This is a genomic window from Chitinophaga silvatica (genome assembly GCF_003419895.1).
Lineage (GTDB): Bacteria > Bacteroidota > Bacteroidia > Chitinophagales > Chitinophagaceae > Chitinophaga > Chitinophaga silvatica.
Genome location: NZ_QPMM01000001.1, coordinates 620,054 through 645,545, shown reverse-complemented (window position 1 = coordinate 645,545; position 25,492 = coordinate 620,054). Strand labels below are relative to the sequence as shown.

Annotated in this window: 18 protein-coding genes; 9 read left to right on the top strand and 9 right to left on the bottom strand. The window is 38.9% G+C overall.

All coding sequences use genetic code 11. From position 1 onward, the window contains the following. Positions 1-10: 10 nt before the first annotated feature. Together DVR12_RS02500 and DVR12_RS02495 are read right to left on the bottom strand one after the other, a co-directional pair. Positions 11-3,079, bottom strand: coding sequence for a SusC/RagA family TonB-linked outer membrane protein (locus tag DVR12_RS02500; RefSeq protein ID WP_116973870.1), 3,069 nt, complete (start codon positions 3,077-3,079; stop codon positions 11-13). A 16-nt stretch (positions 3,080-3,095) separates the two neighbouring features. After that, positions 3,096-4,415: an IPT/TIG domain-containing protein gene (locus DVR12_RS02495; protein WP_116973869.1), complete on the bottom strand. Its 1,320-nt coding sequence runs from the start codon at positions 4,413-4,415 to the stop codon at positions 3,096-3,098. 433 nt (positions 4,416-4,848) lie between these two features. Between DVR12_RS02495 and DVR12_RS02485 the strand changes: the two genes are divergently transcribed. Continuing rightward, the gene (locus DVR12_RS02485) at positions 4,849-8,001 is read left to right on the top strand and encodes a ligand-binding sensor domain-containing protein (RefSeq protein ID WP_116973867.1); all 3,153 of its coding nucleotides are present in this window, start codon (positions 4,849-4,851) and stop codon (positions 7,999-8,001) included. Here DVR12_RS02485 and DVR12_RS02480 read toward each other — a convergent pair. The 3 genes from DVR12_RS02480 to DVR12_RS02470 form a co-directional block, all read right to left on the bottom strand. Further along, a complete protein-coding gene (locus tag DVR12_RS02480) occupies positions 7,998-8,801 on the bottom strand; it encodes a response regulator transcription factor (RefSeq protein ID WP_116973866.1) in 804 nt (267 codons plus the stop codon). The genes DVR12_RS02485 and DVR12_RS02480 overlap by 4 nt on opposite strands. Before the next feature lie 102 nt (positions 8,802-8,903). Then, positions 8,904-11,171 (bottom strand): GH92 family glycosyl hydrolase, encoded by a 2,268-nt coding sequence (locus DVR12_RS02475; protein ID WP_116974235.1) that lies wholly within the window; start codon positions 11,169-11,171, stop codon positions 8,904-8,906. A gap of 107 nt (positions 11,172-11,278) precedes the next feature. Continuing rightward, positions 11,279-13,762: a glutaminase domain-containing protein gene (locus DVR12_RS02470; RefSeq protein WP_233522114.1), complete on the bottom strand. Its 2,484-nt coding sequence runs from the start codon at positions 13,760-13,762 to the stop codon at positions 11,279-11,281. A 328-nt stretch (positions 13,763-14,090) separates the two neighbouring features. Here DVR12_RS02470 and DVR12_RS02465 point away from each other — a divergent pair, with 328 nt between their 5' ends. Then, the gene (locus DVR12_RS02465) at positions 14,091-14,537 is read left to right on the top strand and encodes a DUF6934 family protein (protein ID WP_116973865.1); all 447 of its coding nucleotides are present in this window, start codon (positions 14,091-14,093) and stop codon (positions 14,535-14,537) included. Between the two features lie 10 nt (positions 14,538-14,547). Then, positions 14,548-14,706, top strand: a complete 159-nt coding sequence (locus DVR12_RS27530; protein WP_158563184.1) for a hypothetical protein — start codon at positions 14,548-14,550, stop codon at positions 14,704-14,706. Positions 14,707-14,711: 5 nt separating this feature from the next. On the opposite strand, the gene DVR12_RS02460 is transcribed toward DVR12_RS27530, so the two are convergent. Beyond that, positions 14,712-15,464 (bottom strand): HAD-IIB family hydrolase, encoded by a 753-nt coding sequence (locus DVR12_RS02460; RefSeq protein WP_116973864.1) that lies wholly within the window; start codon positions 15,462-15,464, stop codon positions 14,712-14,714. Positions 15,465-15,642: 178 nt separating this feature from the next. Between DVR12_RS02460 and DVR12_RS02455 the strand changes: the two genes are divergently transcribed. The 3 genes from DVR12_RS02455 to DVR12_RS02445 all read left to right on the top strand — a co-directional run bounded on the left by DVR12_RS02455 (position 15,643) and on the right by DVR12_RS02445 (position 19,683). After that, entirely contained in the window at positions 15,643-16,962 is a 1,320-nt protein-coding gene (locus DVR12_RS02455) for a neutral/alkaline non-lysosomal ceramidase N-terminal domain-containing protein (protein WP_116973863.1), read from the top strand. Positions 16,963-17,401: 439 nt separating this feature from the next. Continuing rightward, complete coding sequence (locus tag DVR12_RS02450; RefSeq protein ID WP_116973862.1) at positions 17,402-18,088, top strand: DUF7151 family protein; 687 nt, start codon at positions 17,402-17,404, stop codon at positions 18,086-18,088. 287 nt (positions 18,089-18,375) lie between these two features. After that, positions 18,376-19,683 (top strand): sensor histidine kinase, encoded by a 1,308-nt coding sequence (locus DVR12_RS02445; RefSeq protein WP_116973861.1) that lies wholly within the window; start codon positions 18,376-18,378, stop codon positions 19,681-19,683. Between the two features lie 35 nt (positions 19,684-19,718). On the opposite strand, the gene DVR12_RS02440 is transcribed toward DVR12_RS02445, so the two are convergent. The 3 genes from DVR12_RS02440 to DVR12_RS02430 all read right to left on the bottom strand — a co-directional run bounded on the left by DVR12_RS02440 (position 19,719) and on the right by DVR12_RS02430 (position 22,217). Continuing rightward, entirely contained in the window at positions 19,719-20,216 is a 498-nt protein-coding gene (locus DVR12_RS02440; protein WP_116973860.1) for a ferritin, read from the bottom strand. 50 nt (positions 20,217-20,266) lie between these two features. Next, entirely contained in the window at positions 20,267-21,817 is a 1,551-nt protein-coding gene (locus DVR12_RS02435) for a S41 family peptidase (protein WP_116973859.1), read from the bottom strand. 94 nt (positions 21,818-21,911) lie between these two features. Next, positions 21,912-22,217 carry an HP0495 family protein gene (locus tag DVR12_RS02430; RefSeq protein ID WP_116973858.1) on the bottom strand — a complete coding sequence of 102 codons (306 nt, stop codon included), beginning with the start codon at positions 22,215-22,217 and terminating at the stop codon, positions 21,912-21,914. A gap of 165 nt (positions 22,218-22,382) precedes the next feature. Between DVR12_RS02430 and DVR12_RS02425 the strand changes: the two genes are divergently transcribed. The 3 genes from DVR12_RS02425 (at position 22,383) to DVR12_RS02415 (ending at position 25,471) form a co-directional block, all read left to right on the top strand. After that, positions 22,383-23,768, top strand: a complete 1,386-nt coding sequence (locus tag DVR12_RS02425; RefSeq protein ID WP_147323395.1) for a S41 family peptidase — start codon at positions 22,383-22,385, stop codon at positions 23,766-23,768. Between the two features lie 81 nt (positions 23,769-23,849). Further along, positions 23,850-24,437, top strand: a complete 588-nt coding sequence (locus tag DVR12_RS02420) for an RNA polymerase sigma factor (protein WP_116973856.1) — start codon at positions 23,850-23,852, stop codon at positions 24,435-24,437. 56 nt (positions 24,438-24,493) lie between these two features. Further along, positions 24,494-25,471 carry a FecR family protein gene (locus DVR12_RS02415; RefSeq protein ID WP_116973855.1) on the top strand — a complete coding sequence of 326 codons (978 nt, stop codon included), beginning with the start codon at positions 24,494-24,496 and terminating at the stop codon, positions 25,469-25,471. The last annotated feature ends 21 nt before the right edge of the window (positions 25,472-25,492 follow it).

Genomic DNA, 25,492 nt, shown 5'->3' with positions numbered 1-25,492 from the left:
CTTTTGTTTGTTAAAAGTTGATGGTAAGTCCACCTGTGATGGTTTTAGATAATGGATAACTCATACCGTTTCCGCTGGCCAATTCGGGGTCCCAGAGTTTCAGGTAATCCCAGACAGCCAGGTTTTGCCCCATTAAATAAAGTCTCGCATTATTAATATGTGCCCATCTGGTGATCCTTTGTGGTAAGGTATAACCCAGTTCAATATTCTTTAGTCTCAGATATGCTCCATTTCTTAACCAAAAAGTAGATGCCCTGTAATTGTTGGGATTACCGCCATAGCTAAGTCTTGGATACTTTGCGTTTGGATTTTCCGTTGCAGGGTCTCCTGAGATATCTTTGGAAATCCATCTATTGCCAGGTTCTGCAACATCGGTGAGTATATTACCCCAGCTGCCATCTGCAAACGGGTAAACACTGGGGCCATCAACGAAGTAAGACGATTTACCAGATCCCTGAAAATGGACGTTAAAATCTATGCCATGCCAGCGAACCGACATACCAACTCCATAAAGCAAACATGGTACTCGCGATGATCCGATAGGTACAATATCATTCTCGTCAATAATTCCGTCTCCATTCACGTCTTTGTATTTGATATCACCTGGCTGAACAGGACCAAACATTTGCTTTGGACTGTTTCTTATCTCTTCATAATCCTTAAATAGTCCAAGGGCTATAAGGCCTTTTGCCTGATCAAGCCGGAAACCTTGTGTCATTCTATACTTCAGGTTATTAGCCTCTTCATCGTAAGCAATCACCTGGTTTCTAAAATAGGTGATGTTTCCACGCATGGTAATTTCAACCGCTTTGATTTTCTTGTTTACGTTGAACTGGGCATCAAAACCTTTGTTTTCCATTATCCCAACGTTTGCCCAGGGTTGACTGGAAATTCCGACCATTGCGGGCAGATAACCTCTACGGGTATATATATTCTCCCTTCTTTCTTTAAATAAATCGATAGTAATGGAAAACAAATTTCTCAGCAGGTTCACTTCCAAACCCAGGTCTTGTTTTCTGGCTATTTCCCAGGTCAGTTGTTCTGAAGAAACCTGGCTATAGTACAGGCCCGGGAAAACGTTAGGGCTAATATTCTCTCCAAAATTATAGGTACCACCAGAAGAAATAGTACTGAGGTAAGCAAAGCGGTTGCCACCGAAATTATCATTTCCAACTTCTCCATAAGAAAAGCGCAGCTTGAGTAAGTCTATAAAGCTATAATTATCTTTAATAAACTTCTCTTCGGAAACATTCCAGGCAGCCGAAACAGCAGGGAAGAAACCAAACTGGTGACCTGGTTTAAAATTTTCGGAACCGGTGTAACCAAAATTGAATTCGGCCAGGTAACGATTATCATAGCCATACATCAGGCGACCGGAGAGGGATTGGTTCCTGCGAGGAATACCGTTTATGATATCGCTTCCAAGATTTACGGTTTGGCGTTGCTCCCTTTGGAAATATTTACCCATTGCTTCTATACGATGCCTTTGAGCAAAGGCACGTGCGTATCGTAACTCCAATTCGTAAACAGAAACTCTTTCTCCGCCTGCACTGGTTTCCTGAAACATCTGCGACTCCGGTGAAATACGTGTAAGGATAGGAATTCCATTTCTATTTCTTTTGGATTCAAAATATTGTTCAGGCCATTTCTTCCTGTTGATATTATTTTCATTATTTGCATCAAATGCAAGTCTGCCGGTTGCTTTCAAGCCCGGAGTGATAAAATCCAGGTTTTGATCCAGGACAAAATTTGTTTCAGCTTTATTTCTCCAGTATTCACGGAAGCCTGTTTGTGTAGCCAAAACCCAGGGATTGGTTTTATTACCGGTGCCATAGGCAGGAACCAGACCGTTTGAATATAAAACAGGGATAGAAACAGGCGATTGTCCTACCAGGGAGTACCAGATATCATCTTTGAGCCCCGGATAGTTCTTTTTCTCAAGGAAACCGGCAACACCTATACGAAATAAGGTTGTTTTGGTAACATCCAGGTCCAGGTTGATCCTATAATTATATCTGGAAAGGTTTGCATTTGTTTTATACTCCTTAAGAGATTCATCAGACTTATACATTCCACCCTCCTGCACATAACTTCCTGAAACATAGAACCGGGCAATAGTGGCACCACCATTGATATTGAGCGCTGCTCTTTCGGTATTGGCACCATCTTTCAGCATCTGATCCTGCCAATTGACATTAGGATAAAAATCCGGGTCGAGCCCCATTTTGAGTATTTCCAACTCATTCTGTGTATAAAAAGGCTCCTGGTTTCGGGTAACCTTAGCTTCGTTTGCCAGTGCAGCATATACATTTCCATCCACGAATTTAGGCGTGCGGGTACGGGTGCTGTAGGTATGTTCTACCTTTCCGTCGATATTGATTTTACCGGTTTTTCCTTTTTTGGTAGTAACCAGAATTACTCCGTTTGCACCTCTGGAACCATATATAGCGGTGGCAGAAGCATCTTTCAGAACGGAAAATGATTCAATATCCTCGATATTGATCTCATTAAAAGGACGTTCAAAACCATCTACCAGTACCATAGCAGCACTGTTTGCACCAAAAGTAGAAATCCCTCTGATCCAGAAATCAGACTGATTACTGCCTGGTTCTCCCGATCGCTGCATCGCAATTACACCAGCAACATTACCGGCAAGCGCATTGGTTATGTTGGCTGTAGGCGTTCGCAGGTCTTTAGGGTTTACCGTGGTGATAGCACCGGTAACCGTTACTTTTTTCTGTGGACCTACCGCGGTAATTACCACTTGTTCCAGGGCATTGGTATTTGTAGCCCTCAGGGTTACATTAATAGTATGATTTTCCCGTACCGGGATTTCCTGACTGATATAGCCCATATAGGAAAATATCAGTGTATGATAAGGTTCTACTATGATTTTATATCTTCCTTTCTCATCTGTAATAGCGCCCAATCCTACTCTGTCCTTTACGACAACATTTGCGCCTGCCAGGGGAACATTATTAGTATCACTAACAATCCCTGTAATTTCTATATTCTGCTTTTGTGCAAATAGTGTAGTGGAAATGCATATAAAAAGCAGTGACAAGTAAAAAACTCTCATTATTAAGATAATTAGTTTATTCAACAGATATTGTTCTGATCCTGCGGTTCTTCTGATCCGCTACATAAAAGGTACCGGCAGCTTCGTCGTAAACGATACCTTGTGGCCTGTCGAATTGGGCTTTACGCAATGGCCCATCGGTATAACCATATTCACGCGGGCGACCGGCGAAGGTGCTTACTACACCTTCAGGTGTAATTTTCCGGATGCAGTGGTTCATGACATCTGTCAGATAAAAATTATTGTTTTTATCAAAGGTTCCCTGTTGCGGATGATCGAATCTGGCATCAGCACCTACACCATCGCGGTAATCGTGCTGCCCTCTGCCACCAACAAAATGTACCGGAGCATCCAGCGTACCGGTTGCCTTATTGTAGCGGGTTCTGAGTACATAACTCTGATTCACCACAACGATATAGGCAAAATCACCGCTTGGTGCAAACTGGATATTAAACTCCCAGTTCACATCATCTACCCGATACATCAGCCTTGAAGACTTGGTTTGCCGATCCCATCTGAACATTTCTCCTTTTGCATAGGAATTGAAGAAGAAATCTCCGGTTATAGGGTTGGCATCTCCACCATTTGTTGTTTGTGAAAAAATCAGGGAATTCCATTTGGTGAAACCAGATTCCGGAGTAAGGATAGCAGTACTCAATCCACGTTCATCCCACTGGTCATTCGTTACATACAATGTATCGTAAGTAGGATTAAATGCCAGAGTTCTTGGCCTGTCTAACCCGTTTCCAGCTCGGAATAAGGTTTTTACGTAGGTACGTGCAGAGTCGATAAACCTTAATCCCCGGTATTCTTCCAGCAGGTAAAGGTTCTTATGCTGGTCGAAGGTCAACCAATATGGCTCTTCAAACTGGGCTTTGCTGATATCCCCGTCTACAATCGCCGTATTACCAGCTTTATCTGTAAAACCAGCAAGGGTACCTACTACAGAGTTGAAGATGTACTTGAAGGAGCTGGTAGTTAATACTTCTTTTGCATTACTTCCGGTACCTATTTGAACCCTCACTTTTCCTTCTCCGGCCTGAGAAGGGATCAAAACATAAATTGCAGTGTTTTTTACTCCAATAACAGGTGCGGGTATATCATTGATAAATACTTTTACAATACCAGTTTCATTTCCAAAGTTGCTTCCATAAATGATCATTTGAGTACCAACACCGCCACTATCGGGAGTAAATCTCTCTACTGTTACAGCTTGTGATGGATCAAATTTAGCATCAGATTCAGCAGACTTTTTTTTGGAACAGGCAGCTAAAAGCATAGTGCCGAATACGGCAATGGGAAGGCTTCTTCGAAGCCCTTTTAGGATTCTATTCATAACGTGTTGTGATGTTAAAAATTCAAAGCATAAAGGATCTTTGACACTTTACATCCTATTTTGTAGTTGATAAAATGGATTCTATTCTCTTAGTTGAAATGGAACTAATTTCGATCAGGAACAGCACATCAATAAATCCTGATCATTCTGTATTTACTACCGGTAAAATTACACTGCGCCGGAAAACCCATGCTTCAATTTTGAATCAAAAAAGGTCTATATTGTATCATTCTTTCTCATTCCTCTTCCCTCTTATTGCCGGAGTGCCAAATAAATTAGTTCTTTGATATTTTTCAGAAGACTCTGATGAATAATGCATTGAACTTGTGTAATAATTCATAAGAACCAAAATCATACTGACTGCTAAACGCAGCCCAAGAAACCAATACCTGACTGACAAACTGTTGATATATTTTAGTAAAACGAGGACCTTATGAATTCCACTTTAGTATTCAGATATTTTATCTGTACTATAATGATTCTTATGCTGTTTGAAAGGAACAGCGCACAATCTATTTATTTCAGGCACTATGAAGTTGAAAACGGCCTGTCTAATAATTCAGTAATTACTTCACTGCAAGACAAAAAAGGGTTTATGTGGTTTGGTACACCAGATGGACTAAATAGATTTGATGGTTATAACTTCAGGATTTTCAGAATCAACGAAGATTCAAGTAACACCATGTCTAACAATCCGATTTATCACATATATGAAGACGTTAATGGCACATTATGGGTTGGAACACTTAAAGGTTTATTCTATTTAGATAATAATGATGGTACCTTTAAAAGGTTACCCAAAACCAAAGGGCAGCTGGTTAGGGTAATTCATGCCGATGATCATAACAATATCTGGTTCGTTGAAGGTACCATTCTTCATAAATACAATACAGAAAGCCAACAAATCAGTTCCTATTACAAACCAACTTTGCAAAATATCACAACGCTCTATAAGTCAACAGATGGTACACTTTGGTTAGGTTGTGCCGATGGTATTTTGGCAAAATATAATGCTGATAACAATAATTTCACATTTTATTCGTCGCCAATTGTTGCAAGAATAGCCAACACTATAGAAACTATTTGTGAAGACAAGGAAAATGAATGCTTACTTATCGGTACCTCCCAAACAGGATTATTGCAATTCGATTTACTCGAAAAACAATGGATGACAATAAACCTTCCGGCAGCCAGGCACCAGCAAATATTTGTAAGAAGTTTACTCAAAGTAAATAATTCCGAATTCTGGATAGGCACAGAGTCAGGATTATATATACTCAATACGCAAACCAAAAACATACAACATATTTATAAGATCAACCATGATCAATATTCCCTGACAGATAATGCTATTTACTCTATTTGTAAAGACCGTGAAGGCGGAATCTGGCTGGGAACTTTTTTTGGGGGTATTAACTATTATGCAAATCATCCTATCTATTTTGAAAAATTTTTTCCAACCTCTAGCAACCTTTCACTTGAGGGAAATGTAGTCCGGGAAATCGTTCAGGATAAATACGGTAAATTATGGATTGGCTCAGAAGACAAAGGCATAGCTGTATTTGATCCGGTTAAAAGAACATTCATTAATTATAATAGTGAAAACAAAAATACTTCCGGTTTACCCAATAACATCCATGGCTTACTTGCCGATAACGATAACTTATATATTGGAACTTTTAAAGATGGACTTTATGTTTTTGATCTAAAAACTCATAAAATCAAACAACATTATTTAGCCTTTACTAATAATGGATTAAACAGTAATTACATTAATATATTCTGCAAAACAGCTTCCGGAGAAATATTGGTTTGTACTTCCAATGGCATTTATAATTTTGATAAAAAAACAGGTCAGTTTCAATACCTGCAAGACCTGATAAAAGATGAATTTTATTCGGCTATAATCCAGGACAGCAAAAACAGGATTTGGTTGGGCACTCTTTCCAATGGTATTTTTTATATTGATGAAGGACATAGAATAAAGAAATTATCCGCTTCACTTGAAGGCAATGACCCATTCGATAAAACCAAGATCCTGAACTTCCAGGAAGATTCGGATCATCACCTCTTAGTTTGCACGGAAGCCGGACTTTACAACCTCGATCCATCCACCAATACTGTCGGGGTATATAATACCGCTAACGGGCTTCCCAGTAACATTGTATATTGTACGGTTACCGACGATCAAAATAATATATGGGCATCCACCTCTATGGGTCTGGCGTATATCGATAGAAAAACAGAGCAGATTAAATCCTTTAAACAGAGCGACGGATTATTAAGTGACCAATTTAACCACCGGTCTTCTTTCCGGGATAGCGATGGAAACATCTATTTTGGTTGCCTTAAAGGCCTGATAAGATTCAATCCGGAAAGCTACAAGACTACAAACTATATACCTCCAATCTATATCAGTCAATTACAGGTATTCAATAAAAATATAAATATCAATTCACGCCATCTTCCTTTTGATTATCTTTTTCTGAAAGAAAACAAAATACAATTGCCATATAACAACTCCACATTCAGTCTCGATTTTGTTGCATTAACCTATACAGCCCCCGACAATGTGAAATATGCATATATGCTGGAAGGAATTGATAAGAATTGGAATTATATCGACAAAAACAAAATTATCCACTTCAACAATCTATCCCCCGGTCACTATACCATCAAAATAAAATCGACCAACAGTGACGGATTATGGATTACAAATGATACTGCCTTCGGCATAGAGATAACACCACCATTCTGGAAAACCAACCTGGCATATTTAATTTATACATTAATTACGCTCGCAACACTTTATATGATCACCAGGTATTATCATGATCGTTATACGGAAAAGCAACAAAGACTGATGGAGATCTTTACCTTAAACAAGGAAAAAGAGCTCTATCAATCGAAAATCGACTTCTTTACGAAAGTGGCGCATGAAATAAAAACTCCGCTTACCCTGATCAAAATGCCAATGAGTAAGATTATCAAAAATGTAGAGGCCTTACCAGACCTGAAACATGAGATAATGGTGATGAATAAAAATACAGATCGGTTACTGACCTTAACCAAACAACTATTGGATTTCAGGGTGGTAGAATCAGGAAATTACTCCCTGCATTTAAGTGCCCAAAATATTATACCTCTTATAGAAGAAGTTTCTAATAACTTTCAGCCTGCTATCAACATAAAAAAGATTTCATTTAAACTGGAATACAAGACACCTGTAATCATTTGTAATATTGATGAAGATGGTATGATTAAAATTATTAGTAACCTGATAGATAATGCTATCAAATATTGCGATTCACAAATTACAATTAGTATTGAATCTGCTTTAGCCGGAGAACTGGCACTTATAAAAGTTTTGAACGACGGTGAAATAATTCCTGAAATTGAAAGATCAGGCATCTTCGAGCCATTTCACAGGGCGGGTAACACTATCACTTCCGGTGCAGGTATTGGCTTATCATTGGCCAGGTCTGTTACTTTATTGCATCAGGGAAGCCTCGAATACAGTACAGACAGCGAGTTAAATATTTTTACACTCACATTACCGCAGTTGAAAGATTATGACTCAATTTAGTCGTGAATACGCATTGTAACCTTGTCGATATATTCAGAAGGTGACATATTGAAATACTTATAGAAATTTCTCCTGAACTGGCCGGGAGAATTATAGCCTGTTTCCTCAGCCAGTTCATTTACCCTGTGATTACCGGAGTTGATCAGGTCTGCAGCCTTTTTCAATCTGGTAAGGTTAATAATATCATGAGGAGAAAGATCGGAGATTGATTTTATTTTACGATAAAGGGTGGGTTTACTCATATTCATGAGTAAACTAAGCCGTTCTACATCCAGTTCTGTTTCATCGAGATGCTTCAATATAACACCTACGAGCTGTTCCACGAATGCCTCATCCATTTTGGTATGGGCGATGCTGTTGATATGCACCAAAGGTGATTTGGCATAACATTCTTTCAGCTTTAATCTTCCTGCCAACAGGTTCTCTATCTGCGCATATAAATGATCCAATGAAAAGGGCTTTTCTATATAGGCATCAGCACCCACCTTCAGACCTTGAATCCTGGCCTGTAAGGTATTCTTAGCCGTTAGTAAAATAATGGGAATATGACTAAGTTCCAGCGTGAATTTAATCTTTTCACAAAGCTCAAATCCATCCATTTTAGGCATCATTACATCACTCACCACTAGCTGTACAAACTCCTGCTGCAAAAGGGCGAGGGCAGCCTCTCCGTTTTTAGCAGTATGTACTTTATACTCTTTTCCCAGATCATGCGACAGATAATCAAGGATATCATCGCTGTCATCAATGATCAGGATGCTCGACTTAGTTTTTTTCAGAATTTCGCTGATCCCTTCCATCTTGTGTTTTATTATTCGGGTGGTATGTTGATTTTGGCTGTACAGGCATAGTTACCAGATACAAATTAATCAATAAAACACAATCTTACAACTTACTGCACCTTATTTAGAAATTGAATAAGGCAAATCCTGCGGTTGCAGTTTTCTTGTAAGGTCGGGAGTCTTCTTCATGTCGAACGACAAAGTACCGCCAGCAGCAATATCCTGATATGTGATAAAGGTTTTAGTGTAAGCTTTTCCGTTCAATGCAGCACCATGCATGTAAACATTTTCAGCAGAATTGCCATTGGCATTGATCACGAACTTTTTCCCATTTTCCAGCGAAATAGTGATTTTTTTGAATGCCGGACTCCCAAATACATATTCATTCGTTCCCGGGCATACGCTATAGAATCCTAAAGCGCTTAACACATACCAGGAAGAAGTTTGGCCCTGATCCTCATCTCCAGGATACCCATCTTCAGTTGAGTTATACAACTTCCGCATTACTTCTCTTGCGTGGAACTGAGATTTCCAGGGCTGTCCGCCATAATTATACAGGTATACCATGTGTTGAATAGGTTGATTCCCATGGGCATACTGGCCCAGGTTTGCCATTACCATTTCCGTCATTTCATGAATCATTCCACCATAAGTTCCAACCTTTACGTTGTTAGGTTCTGTGAATACGGCATCTAGTTTGGCGCAAAAAGCTTCATCTCCCCCCAACATCTTACTAAGGTTTTTCACATCATGAAAAACAGACCATAACCAATGCCATGCATTACCTTCAGTATAGGGTCCTCCCCATTCTATCGGATCAAAGTCTTTAATCCAGTTGCCATTTTCATCCTTTCCGCGCATAAATCCAGTACTGTTATCAAATACATTCTTGTAGTTCAGCATTTTTTGCCCAAACTCCTTTGCATATTTTTCCTGACCTGTAGCAACGGCAAGGTTGTAGGCACAGAAGTCGTCATACGCATACTCCAGGGTTTTAGCAGTAGCCTCATGAAACTTAGGATACGGCACATAGCCTAAACGGTTATATTCCTGATATCCGTCTCTCCCATTTGCCGGCCCCCAGGGCCCTTTGTTATTGGCTTCATGAGAATAGGCTTCCAGCGCAATTTTTGGATCGAAAGAATGAATACCCTTGGCCCAGGCATCCGACAACAGAGAAATTGCATGATTTCCGATCATACTCCCCTGCTCATTCGGGAAAGACCAGGATGGTAACCAGCCACATTGTTTATATGCCGCCAGCAGGGCCTGCATATAGCGTCCGTGCATTTCAGGGTATAACAGGGCATTCAGCGGAAACTGAGCTCTGAATGTATCCCAGAATCCTGTATCTGTAAACATATATCCATCATGTACAGTACCATCATACGGGCTAAAATAGTATGGTTTTCCGTCTTTGTCTACTTCATAAAACTTCCTGGAGAAGAGGCTTGCTCTGAAGAAACAGGAATAAAAAGTAGCTTTATCTTCTTCCGACCCGCCTTCAACAAGGATTTTGGATAAGTGGTTGTTCCAGATATCTTTTGCAGCTGCTTTGGTTTGTTCCAAGTTCCTATACTTTCCTAACTCACGCTTTAAGTTAAGTTTAGCCTGTTCTTCACTGATATAGGAAGATGCGGTTTTTACCTGTACAGCAGCTCCTTCTTTAAACTGAAGGTAGATACCTGCCCCTTTTCCTTCAATTTCCTGCTTGCCCGGTTGAGTATTGCCATTGGTATTATCCCAGGTGCCGTAAGCAGTAAACGGTGCATCAAATACCAATACAAAATAGCTTTTCCAGCCTTTCTGAAATCCTCTTCCGTTGTTTACAAACCCTGTGATCATTTTTTCTTCAGGGAAAATTTTCACCCCACTTAACCCTGTATAGCCATCCAGCACCAGAAATGCATCATGTCCTTTAGGGAAAGAGAAACGCAGGTGTGCTCCCCTCTCTACCGGTGCCATTTCTGTAGTGATATTGTTATTTAGCGTTACTTTATAATAATATGGTTTAGCAACTTCATTCGTATGTTCGAAACCGGTAGCCCGTTCATTCTCATTTACTGTTAGCTTATCAATTACCGGCATCAGTGAAAATACGGCATAGTCGTTCGACCAGGAGCTGCACTGGTGCGCTTGTTGAAATCCTCTGATACTTTTCTTATGATACTGATACTTCCATCCATCTCCATTATTCCCGGTTTGTGGAGTCCAGGTATGCATCCCAAATGGCAATGCGGTAGTTGGATAAGTGTTACCTCTTGTCAGTTCATGACTGGAATTTGTTCCCTGAAGGGTATTTACGTAATCTGCAAGGGCAGTACGCTGGCCGAAAGCGTTTGCTACTGCCAGTTGTATTGTCAATACAATCAATAATCTTTTGTGCATAGCCAGTTGGATAGGTATTAATTTAAACAGGGCATTAAAGCGATTAACCTGGTATATTGCTCCTAAGAACAAATATATACCAGGCTAACTACTTTTTTAAACTACAATTATTTATTCAGTTTATCCTGTAATACTTTCATAAAATAACCTCCTACTACACTTCTTGCCTGGAAGCCTACCTGTTCTCCGTTTGTAGTTTCATGCCAATCACTCATCGGAACACGGCTAGGAGTTTCAGACATATATTTATGGAGTGGAAGAATGAATTTTTCAAAATCAGACTGGTTGCGGCTCATTACAGCTGTCCATATTATCCAATCAGATTTGGTATATGTTTTCCTGGAATCTAACGGTAAACCATATGCTTCCTGTTTGGAAAGATAATAGTTGATTTCCGTATCAAAAACACTTTCCGGGAAAAGATTAAATTCCAATACTTTATCCCAAACCAGGTTATATTTCTGGCTCCAGGAGTTTTTAAGGTCGAACGACAAAGTGAAATGATTACCTCCATTTGCCAGTTCTATCCAGTTTTTAGCCATAGTTTGACAACGGCCGAGATAGTAGGTCGATTCGGTTTTATTTCCTAACTTTTCTGCCAGGAAAGCATAGCTTCTCAATGCCATAATTGCTTTGGCAGAGAGGTTAACGTTACCGGCTAAATGACCGGCAAAATCGTCTGTACACAGCTGGTTAGCCGGGTTGAATCCTTCTTTATCCAGGTATTTAGCCCAGGTTGTCAAAGTATTCCAATGTTTGCGGGCATAGTTTGCATTCCCTTCTGCTTTTGCGATGGCAGCAGTAAGAATCAGCATATTTCCAGCTTCTTCCACCGGCATATCTTCACCATATACCTGACCATTTGCGATTGGATAAGTACCAAGATCATGGGCTGCAAAAGGTTTTGTCCATCTGCCACTCTCGCTGTAATGGAAAATACCGTTCATCATCCCTTTTTCCAGATCAGGATTATAGGCAATATATAAAGGGGCCGAAGGATAGGTCAGGTCCACCGTTCCGATACATCCGTTGCTGAAGTTTTCTTTTGACAGGAATAATATTTCTTTCTGAGGACTTTCAACCAACGAATGCGCAGCAATACTCTGGCGATAAATGAGCTTACATAAATCGGCGTATGCTGATCCACCGGCCTTTAGCGCATCTGTATACACAGTATCCTGGAACTGTTTTACCTTCTTGGATACTACATCATAGTTGGCGGCCATTTTGTTCATCAGCACATCAAAACGTTGATTCCCGTCCTTATTCCACCAGGGGCGAAGATTTTTGTTGAAATACTGAATGGCGTAAACTTCATCATATCCGAGTAACATTACTCTATTTACCGCTTCGTCACTAACCTGACCGAAGGAAACAACTGTGTTCAATGCCAGACCAGTACCGGCTTTGGTAGATGGACCCTGGTATTGGTTGAATAAAAATTGATGAATTGCACTTTTTTCATCCTGAGAAATAAATTGCTGGGCATAGCCTTTAGAAGCACCTACATAGAAATATCCCCAGTCGATCCGTATATCATCCCCTTTCTTTTTAAGAATGGGTTGTTCAACAGTTCCTGTTTTTAATAATTTTAAATTACCACTGGTAGTATTTTGAACTGTAACTTTCTCACCCGGTAAATTAGTAGCGATATCTGAGCTTGCACTTAAGAATACAGCAACGTTGTGTTTATTACCATCGTTAGCTTTAACCTGGTAGCTGATATAAGACACCGGAGTAGACAGCAATGAAAGGTCTTTTAACAATAATGGAGAAGTAAACGTAAGTTCAAGGTCTACTTTTCCGCAGGTGAAATGATAAACCGTTTCCATTGCCTTTATTTCAACATCTTGCTGCGTTGCAGTCTGAATCATTTTGTTATCCGGAGTTTCCACTCTTTTTGAGATACCTGCATCCAGGAATCTGCCACCCGCACTATTGTGTACGTGGAATGCCAGCACATTCTTACCTGTTTTCAGATTGGCTTTCAGCTGTTCAGAAAGGTTCAGATATGTGTAATGATTTACCCAACCCTGTTTGTGGTAAATATGTTGACCATTCAGATAAATTTCAATATTATCATCATGATTGATTCGTAGGAAAAGGTTATTAAGGTCGATTCCTTCATTCAGTGTAAATGTTCTTCTGATCCAGATATCATCAGTATTCCAGCTGGTGTTTGCTTTATTATCGTCGGAGAATGGGGCTTTTCCGATTTTCCATTTTGTATCATCAAATCCGGATTCGAACCAGTTGTTATCGGGCTTATCAAAAGTATAAGCTGCTTCATATACCTGTTCATCAGCCGCAGGTATAATGGTGGTATATTCATCTGTTTCTTTTCCGAGGAAGCGGTAATATGAATCGTCTACTTTAATAATACCAAGTAAGGAATGATTTGCACCTGTCCAGTGTTTTGTAACAGATTCGTTTAACTTGTCAGTACTACTCCAGATACTAAAATAGGGAGTATGAGTGATAAGTGGATAGCTGGGAGCCTTTTGTTGCTGTGCTTTTGAAGTAACAGCAAGCATGAAACTACATACAAGAATAAGTGTGATCCGGCAGCACCGATTAACCAACATTGTCATAATCTAATTTTTGTTCAGTTTTAATTTATAACTATACTCAGATTCTCATTTTTAAAGCAAATGCGAATATGCGACAATCATGGAATGTTGGTACATCAAAACGTCTCAATTATGCATCAAATTGGATCAATTTTAGATAATTGGAATCATTATTTATATAAATAAAGTAACACGATTAATAGAAAATGAATGAAATAATGTGAATTAATTTCCAATGAATGAAATCATTCTTACAAAACTTTTAATGAACAAAAGTGATTATTATAAACAATGCTATTCTAAGTACCTTTTGGTCCTTATGCTGTTTTGGAGTATTTAAATAAGAGTTATGAGGTACGAAGTTTATAATAATCTGACTGTGGCAGATGATTTAAGCATCCTTGAATTTTTCAGTATTGGAACCAGAGGGGTTCTTTTAAAAAGAATTATCTTTGTACCAACAGAACAATTAAATCTTGTTAGTTTGATCTTTGGCGATATTGACAAAAATGGTGATTTGGATATTTTCTCCATTAGTGGCAATGGAGATAGAAATAAAATCCTAGGTACTGTATTTCAGGCAATTGAACTTTATTTAAAAAAATATCCATACAGAAGTATTTATTTTAAAGGAAGTACAATTGAAAGGACAAGGCTCTATCGAATGATTATAAATAGCAATATAAAATATCTCGAATCAATGTTTGATATTTTAATTAAGGTGAGCGATGATTTTTTGCCATTTCAATCGAATAAAGCAGCAATCGGTTTTTTAATTAAATGTAAAACAAAATAATATTACCTATATGAAAAAGAAAACAATCAAAATAAAAAGTGAATTCTCAAAGCAAGAAGTCATCCTAACCATTGATGAAAAACTCAATAAGTTAAAGGGAATTAATCCAGCTCCTGAACTATTAGCAGAAATCAATAGATCCTTACTAAAAGTGGGCAACAAACCTTAGTCCTCCTATTTCATACAAGCAATAATAGTTTCAATTACCCGCTTGGTTTCATGTGGGTCTCTCACTTCAATAGATAAGGCGCCGGCCTGCTTTGCCGGGTAATCATTTCCACCGGGATAAATTGCATCTCCCACGAAGATCATATCTTCTATGGCAATACCTAAAATATCTCTGAGTTTTCTTATTCCATAAGCTTTATCAATTCCTGGTTTAGTAATATCAATTGAAGTTGTGCCTCCAATATTGACGGAGAATTCGGGAATAGTAGTATTGAGAATTGCTTTGATTTGTTTTCGCTTAGCGCTATCAGGATCCCATTTACTTTTTTCTTCCAATGGAGCTTGCTGTCCTAATGCCGAAAAGGTAATCTGACTGCCACGATCCTCAATTTGTTCGCCCCAGGTTTTGGCAACTACGAATCCGGTTGCTTTAATGGCGGCGTTTAAAGCTGTGACTATTTTTTCCTTTTCGGCTTCGGTAAAATTTTCGGCATAAAGTTGTTCCCAACCGGTAGTCAGACTTTTGATTTCATAGAACTGTGTACCGCTGGTAGGCAATAAAGAAAGATTTGTCCATGCTTCACTTTGTGGGAGATTTGCCAAAACCTGGTTTTCGAACTGCGGCCAGTTCCCACCGGAAATGATAGCAACTTTAATGATTCCCAGAAGTTCATTTATTAAACCAGCCATTTCAGTATCGATAGCCGATTTACTCTCAGCAATGGTACCATCCAGATCAAATACAATAAGCTTTTTCATATTTATGAATATTCAAATAAGAAAACACCTCTGAAGCTATTCCGGTTCATAATAACAAATTCTTGAATCCTGATACTATATTCTCACTCAGCAAGGAAAATTGAAAATTATCGGGGCTACCAGCTATTTTTATTGCTCAATTATTTATTCCACGCACACTCGTCCAATTTAAAAAGTTATGAAGATTACTTTTTTAAAGCACTTCCATGCCTTACTTTCCAGGAAAGTATTTATTGCTGCCACCTTATTTTCTACCGTTATCAATATCCCACAAGGCTTTGCTGAGAATGGTAAATTAATGGCAGGAACCAGCAGGATCAACATTACGCCTAAAACAGATCAGCTTATCCATGATTCAGTTTATGCCAGGAGCCTGGTACTCGATTTAAATGGCCAACGGCTTGCATTTGTATCGCTGGATCTGCCCATCTTTACCAGTGAGCGTTTAGAGCAGTTATGCAAACAACAATTTAATATTTCGAAAGTAATTCTTAGCTCTTCGCATAACCATTCGGCTCCGATGGTGGATAACAAGATCAATGCATCTGAAAGCAGCCCATTCCAGCCTTATTATGAGGCACAAATCATGAAAGTTATTGGAGAAGCGGTAGCTCATATGTTTCCGGCAAAAATAGCCGCCGGAAAAAGCACCTTTCCTCAGCTTGGCTTCAATCGACTGATTGTTCGTGAAGATGGCCGGGCCCGTGAATCGTGGGTAGCAGATGAGCATTATCGCAGAGAAAACCCCGAGCGGATTCCATTTGGCCCTGTGGATCCTGAACTAGGTGTGCTTAAAATTACCGACATGAAAGATAACCCTAAGGTTATTATCATGAACTACGCCATGCATGCAGATATCGTTTGCTTTAATTACGCCGTTTCGGCCGATTATCCCGGAGTGGCCTCCCGCAAAGTGGAAGCGGCATTCGGAGACAAAGTAAACTGCCTGTTTGTAAATGGCGGTGGCGGTAATATAGAATCTTTAATGATTAGTCCACGTAAAGGTGGCCCAACCGACCCTACCCCAACAGACTACGCACCTATGGAGCGTACAGGCGAATTATTGGCCTGGGAAGTGGTAAAACTGGCGAAAAACATTAGTATGCCCGCTATTGCAGAAACAGATATAAAATACAAAGTAGATTCTTTGCAGTTTGTAGGAAGATATGATGCAAAACGTACATTCAATGTACATCTTATGACCCTGCTTATCAACAATAATATCTCCATAGCTGTCTGCCCAGGAGAAATGTTTGTACAGTTTCAACTCGATTGGAAGGATAAAATGAAACTTGCTTCTGTTAGTGGATTTATGTTTGGATATTCCTGGACTGGCGGAAAATGGCCGGGATATATTCCTGATGTACGTTCAGCAGCCCTTGGTGGTTATGGTGCCGATGGTGATAACATGATTCAGGTTGGTGCGGGCGAACAGATTGTTACCCGGCACCTCGAAAATTATTACAAATTGAACGGATTAATGCGCAGTTCCTGGTAGAAACTTCACTACGCTTAAAACCCAAAGGCTGTATCAAAAGTAATCAACGCAGAATTGATAAACATATAGCACTGTTTGTCTAATACTAAACAGAGAGGCTGTATCATAATTAATGATGCAGCCTCTTTAGTTTTTACGAGTATATCATCAAGGTTTTGGTTATGCTAAAAATAACTGGCCAACAACATCAGACCCCGAACACTTTATTAATAATTTGTATTAATAAAGACTAATGCTACATTACACCTCACTGTATCAACTATACGAAATATCGTTTATAATTAACCTATAAAAAATCGGATATAAATACCTTAAAATCAATTATTTAAACAAATTCAACATAACCCATAAGTCCAACATTGCAATTAGACCTTTAATAACCCATACAGACTTCTAGATAAGCTAATGGCAATCATTTTAAACAAATACTACTTATACCATGAAAATCTATTTTCTGCCCTTTATCGCATTATTGTCGATTAGTTTTATCCTCTCCTGCAAAAAAGACCAGAGGCCTAAAGGACATAGCAGTTTAATAAAAACGACTGTTGAACCAGCTGGTACTAACTGCCAGAGTGGTGGTTATAAAATTGAAACCGGAATTGACATAAACGACAACAATATTTTAGATAATAGCGAAGTTACCAACACATCTTTTATCTGTAATGGTAATAATAATGAAACAGGTACTTTAATTAATGTGAAGGAAGAAAAACCCGGAAGTAATTGTCCTAATGGCGGATACAGAATAGAAACCGGAACAGACAAGAACAAAGATGGCATTTTAGATACTAACGAAGTTACGGCTACTTCCTTTATTTGCTCTTCGGCATTATCCTATACAGCTATTATTAATCAAAGTGGAACAGCAGCTCCGCAAAGTAATATTTTAGAAAATACCTTAGATATTTCAATTACCTGGACGAGATTATCATCCGGCCGTTACCTGGGAACTATTAGTCCACAGGTCGATTTATCCAGAACAGTTATTATGAGTACCAATGACAGATGGGTAAAATGTGAATTTCAGAGCAACCATGAAGTTTTTCTGATGAATGAGCCGGGAGTGAATGGATTTGCTGATAATGTTTCTAACTACACTCTACAAATTAAAACCTTTAAATAGTGAATTTTTCAGGAGCCATCTGCTTACCGTAGATGGCTCTTTTTTAAAATACTAATACCTGTCTTAGCCCCATTGATCAGAATCCCATAATAACCGGTAGGTATCCTTTCCTGGACCGGCTTTTCTCCCTTATTCCTCCAAATTTCATATTTGAACGGAATATACTTAGCTTCGTTGTCTTATATATTGCCACTTACAAACACTTATAAAAAAATTAAATATTTGAGTTCCCTCTCAAAAACGGGCAAAAATTAGTAGATCTGCTACTGCATAACACAACAATGTAGATGAGAGAATTATTATTCAAGTACATTGCAATAGGCTGGAATAATATCATTAATGTGGGAATTTATCCTTCGATGCCATATCTGGAGTCCAGGCGTACCAAACTGCTAAACCTGATGGCTGTTCCCGGAACATTTCTGATGTTTATTTACCTCATTATCAATATCGTTAATAAACGATATGCACTTGCAGGCCTCAACCTCCTGAATATGTGCACTACCACTGTATTGCTGGTATTGCATAAATATAGAAAGTACCTGAGCGCCAGACTTGTACTTATTAGTTGCAGTATTATTATTTATACAGTTTCCGGGCTTTATTTTCATAATGGAGCAGAGTACTATTTATTGTTATTGCTGATAGCTATTATTCTCATTTATGATAAATGGTGGATAGTGATATGCCTCGGAGGCCATGCTATTGCTGCTTTCTCAGTAGTATTACTCTTTCCCCAACCAGCACTATTAGGAGCTCCGGTAACCAAATACCAGGTCTGGTCAAATATTGTTGTTGCTATTTTGTGCATAATAGGAAACCTGATCTTCTTTAAAATTGTACAGTCGGAGAACCAAAAATCGATAGAACACCAGCGGCAAGCCTTACTGGCCATGAATAAGGATAAGGAAAAGCTTTTCTCCATATTGGCACACGACATCCGGGGCCCACTGGCCACATTGGAAGGAGTACTGGATATGTTCCACCATGGATTGGTGGATAATACCTATATGGCTGATACTATTCACGTTTTGCAGGAAAAAATCTCTCAGTTTGGTAGCTCACTGGATAATATCTTAAGATGGAGTAGCAGAAGCATGCAAGGAATACAAACCATTCCTACCAACTTTAGCATTTTTATTATTATTGATGAAGTATTGATTTTCTTTGACCTGGCTATTAAGCAAAAGAAAATTATTGTAAAGGTAGAAAGCTCCGGTGAGCATATCATTAAAGCAGATCGCGACCAGGTAGCCGTAATAATTCGCAATCTTTTTAGTAATGCCTTGAAATTCAGCAACGAGGGTAGCCAGGTGACTATTGAGACGGAAGACCTGGGAGATAAAATTTCAATTCGGATCAGCGACCAGGGGGTTGGAATGAGTAATCGGCAGATTAAGTCATTGTTCACTACTTCCCAGCAGCCGGTTTATGGAACGGCGGGAGAACGAGGCTTTGGATTAGGGCTACTTCTAAGTCATGAGTTTACCCAGTTAAATAATGGTAGCATTCAGGTTGAAAGCCTTACAGGTAAAGGAACTACTTTTGGTATTCTTTTGCCTAAAGGAGAACTATCATTTGATGAGGATGATTGACCATTTATTCTTCATTTCTCCAAAGCCCCTTGTATTTACTCCTGATCCATAGTCATAATATCTCTGTCAAATAAGTAGAGACCACTCTTATCATCACCGATCATTTCCAGTTTATCATTACAATCTCTGGCCAGTCTTTCTTCTTCCATTTGCTCCATTACAAACCATTGTAAAAAGTTGTGTGTGGCATAATCTTTTTCTGACAATGCAATTTCAACAAGATCGTTGATGCTTTCACTCACTTTAACTTCATGCTTAAATAATTGATCAAAGGCAGCTTTTAATGATACGAAAGTCATTACTGGTTGTTCTAATGCCGGTATTACGGCAAACCCACCCCGTTCGTTCACAAAATGGATTAGTTTCAGCATATGCATTCTTTCTTCATCACTATGCCTGAAGAAAAACTTAGTTACTCCTTTTAATCCAGGTTGAATTTCGGCCCAGCTACCCATAGCCAGATAAGCCTGTGATGATTGGGCCTCCATCAATATCTGCTTATTCAGCGCATCTTTCATTCTTTGTGACAACATATACAAATAAGGTTAATTGTTCGGTTTAATTTACTAATTAAAGCTGAATACTACTTCTTTTCTCTAATAAGTTTAAGAACAAATTCTATCTGAGTATCCTTATGGTTCATGAAATCCACAAATGTGGGCCAAACTTCGTAATCAGGAATAATTCCTCTTCCGATTGGCTGATCGGGCTTTACAGGTGCATCCTGCACTACATATACAATTGAAAACTGTGTTTTAATCTTTGAATTAGGAAGTTCATATACCAGAGGAGCATGGCCATTATGCCCATAATACCCTCCTACTGTTTCAACACCTACTACAGTAGTATTTCTTCCATATGCTTTAACCAGCGATGCCAGGTGTGAGGCTGCGGATGCCGTATTCTCATCACTCAACATATACAGATGGCCTTTATAGCCCGGTTGTTTTGCATTGTATACCGGGTTGAATTCAGGATTCTGATCGCTTTTGCCCTTACTGTAGGGCAGAAAGTTTTCTTTGAGGAATTGCCGGCCTGCCACCAGTTCTTCCGGCGTCATTTTAGCGGAAGTACTAACGCCCCAGAAATACTTTATATATGGAATGGTATCTCTGTCAAAATTGATATAGGCAGTCGTATTTTCCTTAAACGGATGTCCGGTGAGATACATCATAGGTTGCTCGAATGTTGGATCGCTACCTCCGGGATTGCTTCTGATATCCAGAATCAGGTTGGGAATAGCCTGCCTGTCGAGTACCTGAAACACACTATCAATAAATTTTACATATACCGGGAAATTCGGATCATCTGCATTGTCGGCCATACTAAAGATGCGGAAACTAAGTAACCCGGTTGTGGAATCTATCATGCGGAAGCTGTACTTAGGTTGTACATTGAAGTCGATGATACTGTCTGTACTTGCGCTATAGCGACTCAGTAAGTTCTCCTTACGCTTATCCAGCATAACTGCAGGAAGTGTAACTGTCTTTACTTCTTTTGAATAAGGTGGAGTAAAAGTGACTGTAAAACTATTATGGATACCGTATTCGATCAAATAACGCATTCCAAATGAGCGTTGAATACTGCCCGACAATTTCTGTGTTGTCGTATAGCCGTCTCCCGTATAATATTTGTAAAAGGATTGCATCAGGCTAGTATCAGGAACTCCGTTTATGCTGAGAATTCGGGAACCTGCCGGAATAGCTGCTGTTTGATGATTGAAGATAATCTTGCCCTCCAGATATTTCAGGTCATATGGGAAGAAACCAGGCTGACGGTTCAGGAAATCCAATAAGTCCTTTCCTACTTCTGTATAATTATGACAACTTCCTTCAAAATCAGTCAATTGTAACAATATTTTGAAGAATTGGGTAGTTTTCAGCGGTTTTTTCACCTCGCTGCCTGCCCATTTGAAGATACTATCGATCTGCTTTTTGGTACGATAACGATATAAACCCGAATTAGCCTCTTCCCGAATGCTGCGAAAAATTCGCAAATCATTCTGCATTTCATTGGGAGTGAGGACTTTATCATAAATTTTCAGGCTATCGCTAATTTGGGATTGATTGGCCTGCGCGGATGAAAACCTTACCGGTAGTTGAGCCACCAGTAAAAAAAGCAAAAACTTTCTCATAAGATGTCTTAAGCAATATTGGCTAGATAGATTTATAGCAATCTACAAAACTAACAGTAAAGCACAAATTCTTAAAACAGATCATTTATACTGTCTATAGCATGATTACAGAATCAATTTTTGAAACTTCTTTATAATAACCAATCACTTCTTCTTCATCTTTAACTCTTATCTCTACAGTAAATGACTTATATTTTCCGGTAGATGAATTATTAGCCGTGATATTGGCACCTTTATTTACAAAGATTGAATTAAGCATTTCGATTTTTGCTTCATCTGCCTGAATGATGAACTTAAAGGTATATTTAGATGGAAATTTGATAGATTGTTGCAACAATACTCGAAAATTCTCGTAAGGATCCTGACCTCCACTATTATCCATTCTTTCTTCAATCGACATATTAATACTTTTACAAATTTAACTGGTAAAACACGCAAAATAGCTCTTTTTAGGCACTTTTAGTGAGATTTACCCTATAAAAACTCCCGTCTCTTAATATAAACTTCACAGTGTTTATTTCGTCCTCATACGGAAATGGTATAATTTACCATTAAAATAACCTATGTGCGATCCCTTGTTAATGTAATTACCCTACTTGTTGTATTGTTAATGCTAAATAGTTGCAGCAAAAAAGGTGCACTACCAGACCCATATCCCACAGATAGTTTAGGAAAGATCAACAGATGGGTACTGGACAGCATGCGTAGATTTTATTACTGGAGTAACGATATTCCGGCAATCCCGGATTATTCTCTGAGCCCTGAGCAGTTCTTTAAAACATTGCTCTCGGCTAATGATCGGTTTTCTCATATTAGCGGTCCTAATGTTCCTCCTGGCAGCAACTCCTATTTTACATTTGGCTTCCAGTACACATTATTCCAGGTTCCCGGACTGGATCACTATATCGGAGCTGTTACCTTCATTAATAAAGGAGGAGCAGCCAGCCAGGCAGGACTTATACGAGGCAGTTACTTCAGTAGAGTTAACGGGGAAACCATTAATGCCCAAAACCTTACAAGGATTAATCAATTACTCAACAATAGCAAAAACATTCAGCTTACTACTGCAGAATATAGTAATGAGTGGAAAGAATTAGACAATAAATCCCTCTCCCCCGATTTCAGAAATGAAAATCCGGTTTACTATACCAGAATCTTCAATGGAATAAGTAAAACCGGTTATCTGTATTACAGCAGCTTCAATGAGAGCTATGATGCAAATTTGCTCAATGCATTTTCAAAATTCAAAAATCTCGGAATAACCGATCTGATAATAGATCTCCGGTACAATGCCGGCGGAAGTGTAGCCACCTGTGCAAAACTGGCAGCTATGATTACAACCAGGCTTAATGCAGGCGAAATTTTCGCGATTTACCAGGGAAATAAACTGCTGGGGAGAAGTTCACATACCCTTCAAAATATATTGAGTACCTCCGGAAATCAGGAAGGACGACAGTATACCGACTTACAACCCCGGCAATTACAATTAAACAGAGTGTTTATTCTTACCACCAACGCCACTGTTTCGGCTGCAGAATTATTAATCAATAACCTGAAACCATTTATTCAGGTTATACAAATAGGAGAAAAAACCACAGGAAAAGATGAAGCCAGTTTTACCATTATGGATCAACGAACACCCAGGCAAGTCGACTGGCTCCTGCAGCCTATTGTTTACAAGCTATTTAATAAGAACAATGAAGGTGACTATGCAGCTGGTCTGAATCCAACATATGCGGTAAGTGAAACGGCTACACTCCCACTCAGAGATATTGGAACAAGCGATGATCCATTGGTACGCAGGGCCCTGGATATTATTTACGGAAAAGATTACTCCGAAATACCAACCGATCTTCGCAAAGGTCAGGAACATTCTTCAATTCCGGTTACTCCGGTATATCAGTCGACCATTGAACAGGCAGTAAGGACTGCCCCCATATTAATTCATTAATAACTGAATTAACCTTTTGATAATATTGAATAGCAGAACAGTTGAAATATATTTGTTCAGCTGCTAAAACCTAGGTAGCATATGAATCCCCTCGCACTCAACATAAAGAATGGTAACGAGCTAGCATTCAGAGAGTTTTTCGATAAAACTTACGGAAAAGTATATGCCTACCTGTTAAAATCATTTAATGACAATATTCATATTGATGATATTGCACAGGAAGTATATGTAAAACTCTGGCAAAACCGTACCAATATTGATCCGGAGCAATCCCTGGAGGGTTACCTGTTTAAAATTTTACGCAACACGGTTATCTCCCATTTCAGAACCCTGGCAAAAGATAAAAAGCATAGCGCCGGCTACTCAAAGGAAGTTCAATATACCTATATTAATCAATCTGCCAATAACAGTAATACATTCAACAAGATCTCCGAAAAGGAAAATAAGCAGTTCTATGAACAGGTGATGAGTGAAATCAGCCCTCTGAAACAACAATGTTTCCGCCTGCATCGTGAATATGGATTAACCTATAGTCAGATATCACAAAAAGAAGGCATCGCTGTTAAAACAGTAGAAAAATACATTCGTCAGACCTCCCGGATACTCCAGTCAAAACTCCTGGCTAAGATCCAGTACATTTTATTTTATATCCTCCTACTATTCTCTTAACGATTCCTTAATACAATTCCGGGAGGGATAAAAATACTTTCCGGCGTACTTCTTATATGGATATCGGAAAAATACGCAAATACTTAATAGGGCTCAATGCCGGAACCTTAACACAGGAAGAGGAATCCTGGATCGTGCATTTTTTGGAAAATGCTACAGAAGCAGAGCTATTGCAAATTTTTCCTGAGGAAGAATGGGAAGAACAAATACCCGTCTCAGTTAGTACCAGAGAACTTAACCGTGCATATGCCAAAGTAGCCCCAATGAAAGTTGCCTGGTGGAATAAACCAATTATAAAAATTTCTGCTGCCGCTGCCGTATTAGGAATTGCTGTTTCGATCTGGAGTTTAAGCAATACATCTTTTAAACCATTTAATACAATAGCAGAAACGCAATGGAAAACAATTTCTACAAAAGCAGGAGAAAACCTGATTGTTTATTTACCTGATAGTTCAAAAATTTATATAAATGGGGGCTCGCAATTAATGTACCCCGAAAAATTTGCAGGGCCAATCAGGGAAGTAAAATTACTGGAAGGGGAAATATTCCTGGATATCGCCGGAAATGCACAAGCTCCATTTAAAGTAAAAACAGGGAATGTTAACATTAAGGTACTCGGGACCTCCTTTAATGTACGTAATTATAAAGTTGAAGGGCTAACAGATATTGCGGTTAAAAGTGGTAAAATAGCCGTTAGCAATAGTGGAAATCCGGACAGTGTTTTACTCACCCCAGGTAGAAGAATTGTGATCTCAGAAACAACCGGAAACTCACTGCTAACTGATACTGATTTAAGAGCAGTTGATGGATGGACGCAAAACGAATTTGTATTTAATGATATGATGTTGAAAGATGTTTTCAGACACCTGGAATATAAGTATGGATTAACATTTGAAATTAAGGACACCAAAATTTTAAACAAACATATCAAAGCTGTTTTCAGAGACAAGAGCAGATGGGAGATTGTTGACCTGCTAAGCAAAATGCTAAACTTTCAATATCAGGTAAAGGATTCATTGGTCATTATCCAATGATAGGAAATCTGTTTCTATCAA

Excerpts from the sequence above, each read along its gene's own strand:
- DVR12_RS02460 (WP_116973864.1), bottom strand. The coding sequence starts at position 15,464 with ATGAAAAAGCTTATTGTATTTGATCTGGATGGTACCATTGCTGAGAGT.
- DVR12_RS02450 (WP_116973862.1), top strand. The coding sequence starts at position 17,402 with ATGAAAATCTATTTTCTGCCCTTTATCGCATTATTGTCGATTAGTTTT.
- DVR12_RS02430 (WP_116973858.1), bottom strand. The coding sequence starts at position 22,217 with ATGTCGATTGAAGAAAGAATGGATAATAGTGGAGGTCAGGATCCTTAC.
- DVR12_RS02480 (WP_116973866.1), bottom strand. The coding sequence starts at position 8,801 with ATGGAAGGGATCAGCGAAATTCTGAAAAAAACTAAGTCGAGCATCCTG.
- DVR12_RS02465 (WP_116973865.1), top strand. The coding sequence starts at position 14,091 with ATGAGGTACGAAGTTTATAATAATCTGACTGTGGCAGATGATTTAAGC.
- DVR12_RS02435 (WP_116973859.1), bottom strand. The coding sequence starts at position 21,817 with ATGAGAAAGTTTTTGCTTTTTTTACTGGTGGCTCAACTACCGGTAAGG.
- DVR12_RS02495 (WP_116973869.1), bottom strand. The coding sequence starts at position 4,415 with ATGAATAGAATCCTAAAAGGGCTTCGAAGAAGCCTTCCCATTGCCGTA.
- DVR12_RS02420 (WP_116973856.1), top strand. The coding sequence starts at position 23,850 with ATGAATCCCCTCGCACTCAACATAAAGAATGGTAACGAGCTAGCATTC.
- DVR12_RS02455 (WP_116973863.1), top strand. The coding sequence starts at position 15,643 with ATGAAGATTACTTTTTTAAAGCACTTCCATGCCTTACTTTCCAGGAAA.
- DVR12_RS02485 (WP_116973867.1), top strand. The coding sequence starts at position 4,849 with ATGAATTCCACTTTAGTATTCAGATATTTTATCTGTACTATAATGATT.
- DVR12_RS02475 (WP_116974235.1), bottom strand. The coding sequence starts at position 11,171 with ATGCACAAAAGATTATTGATTGTATTGACAATACAACTGGCAGTAGCA.
- DVR12_RS02415 (WP_116973855.1), top strand. The coding sequence starts at position 24,494 with ATGGATATCGGAAAAATACGCAAATACTTAATAGGGCTCAATGCCGGA.
- DVR12_RS02445 (WP_116973861.1), top strand. The coding sequence starts at position 18,376 with ATGAGAGAATTATTATTCAAGTACATTGCAATAGGCTGGAATAATATC.
- DVR12_RS27530 (WP_158563184.1), top strand. The coding sequence starts at position 14,548 with ATGAAAAAGAAAACAATCAAAATAAAAAGTGAATTCTCAAAGCAAGAA.
- DVR12_RS02470 (WP_233522114.1), bottom strand. The coding sequence starts at position 13,762 with ATGACAATGTTGGTTAATCGGTGCTGCCGGATCACACTTATTCTTGTA.
- DVR12_RS02440 (WP_116973860.1), bottom strand. The coding sequence starts at position 20,216 with ATGTTGTCACAAAGAATGAAAGATGCGCTGAATAAGCAGATATTGATG.
- DVR12_RS02500 (WP_116973870.1), bottom strand. The coding sequence starts at position 3,079 with ATGAGAGTTTTTTACTTGTCACTGCTTTTTATATGCATTTCCACTACA.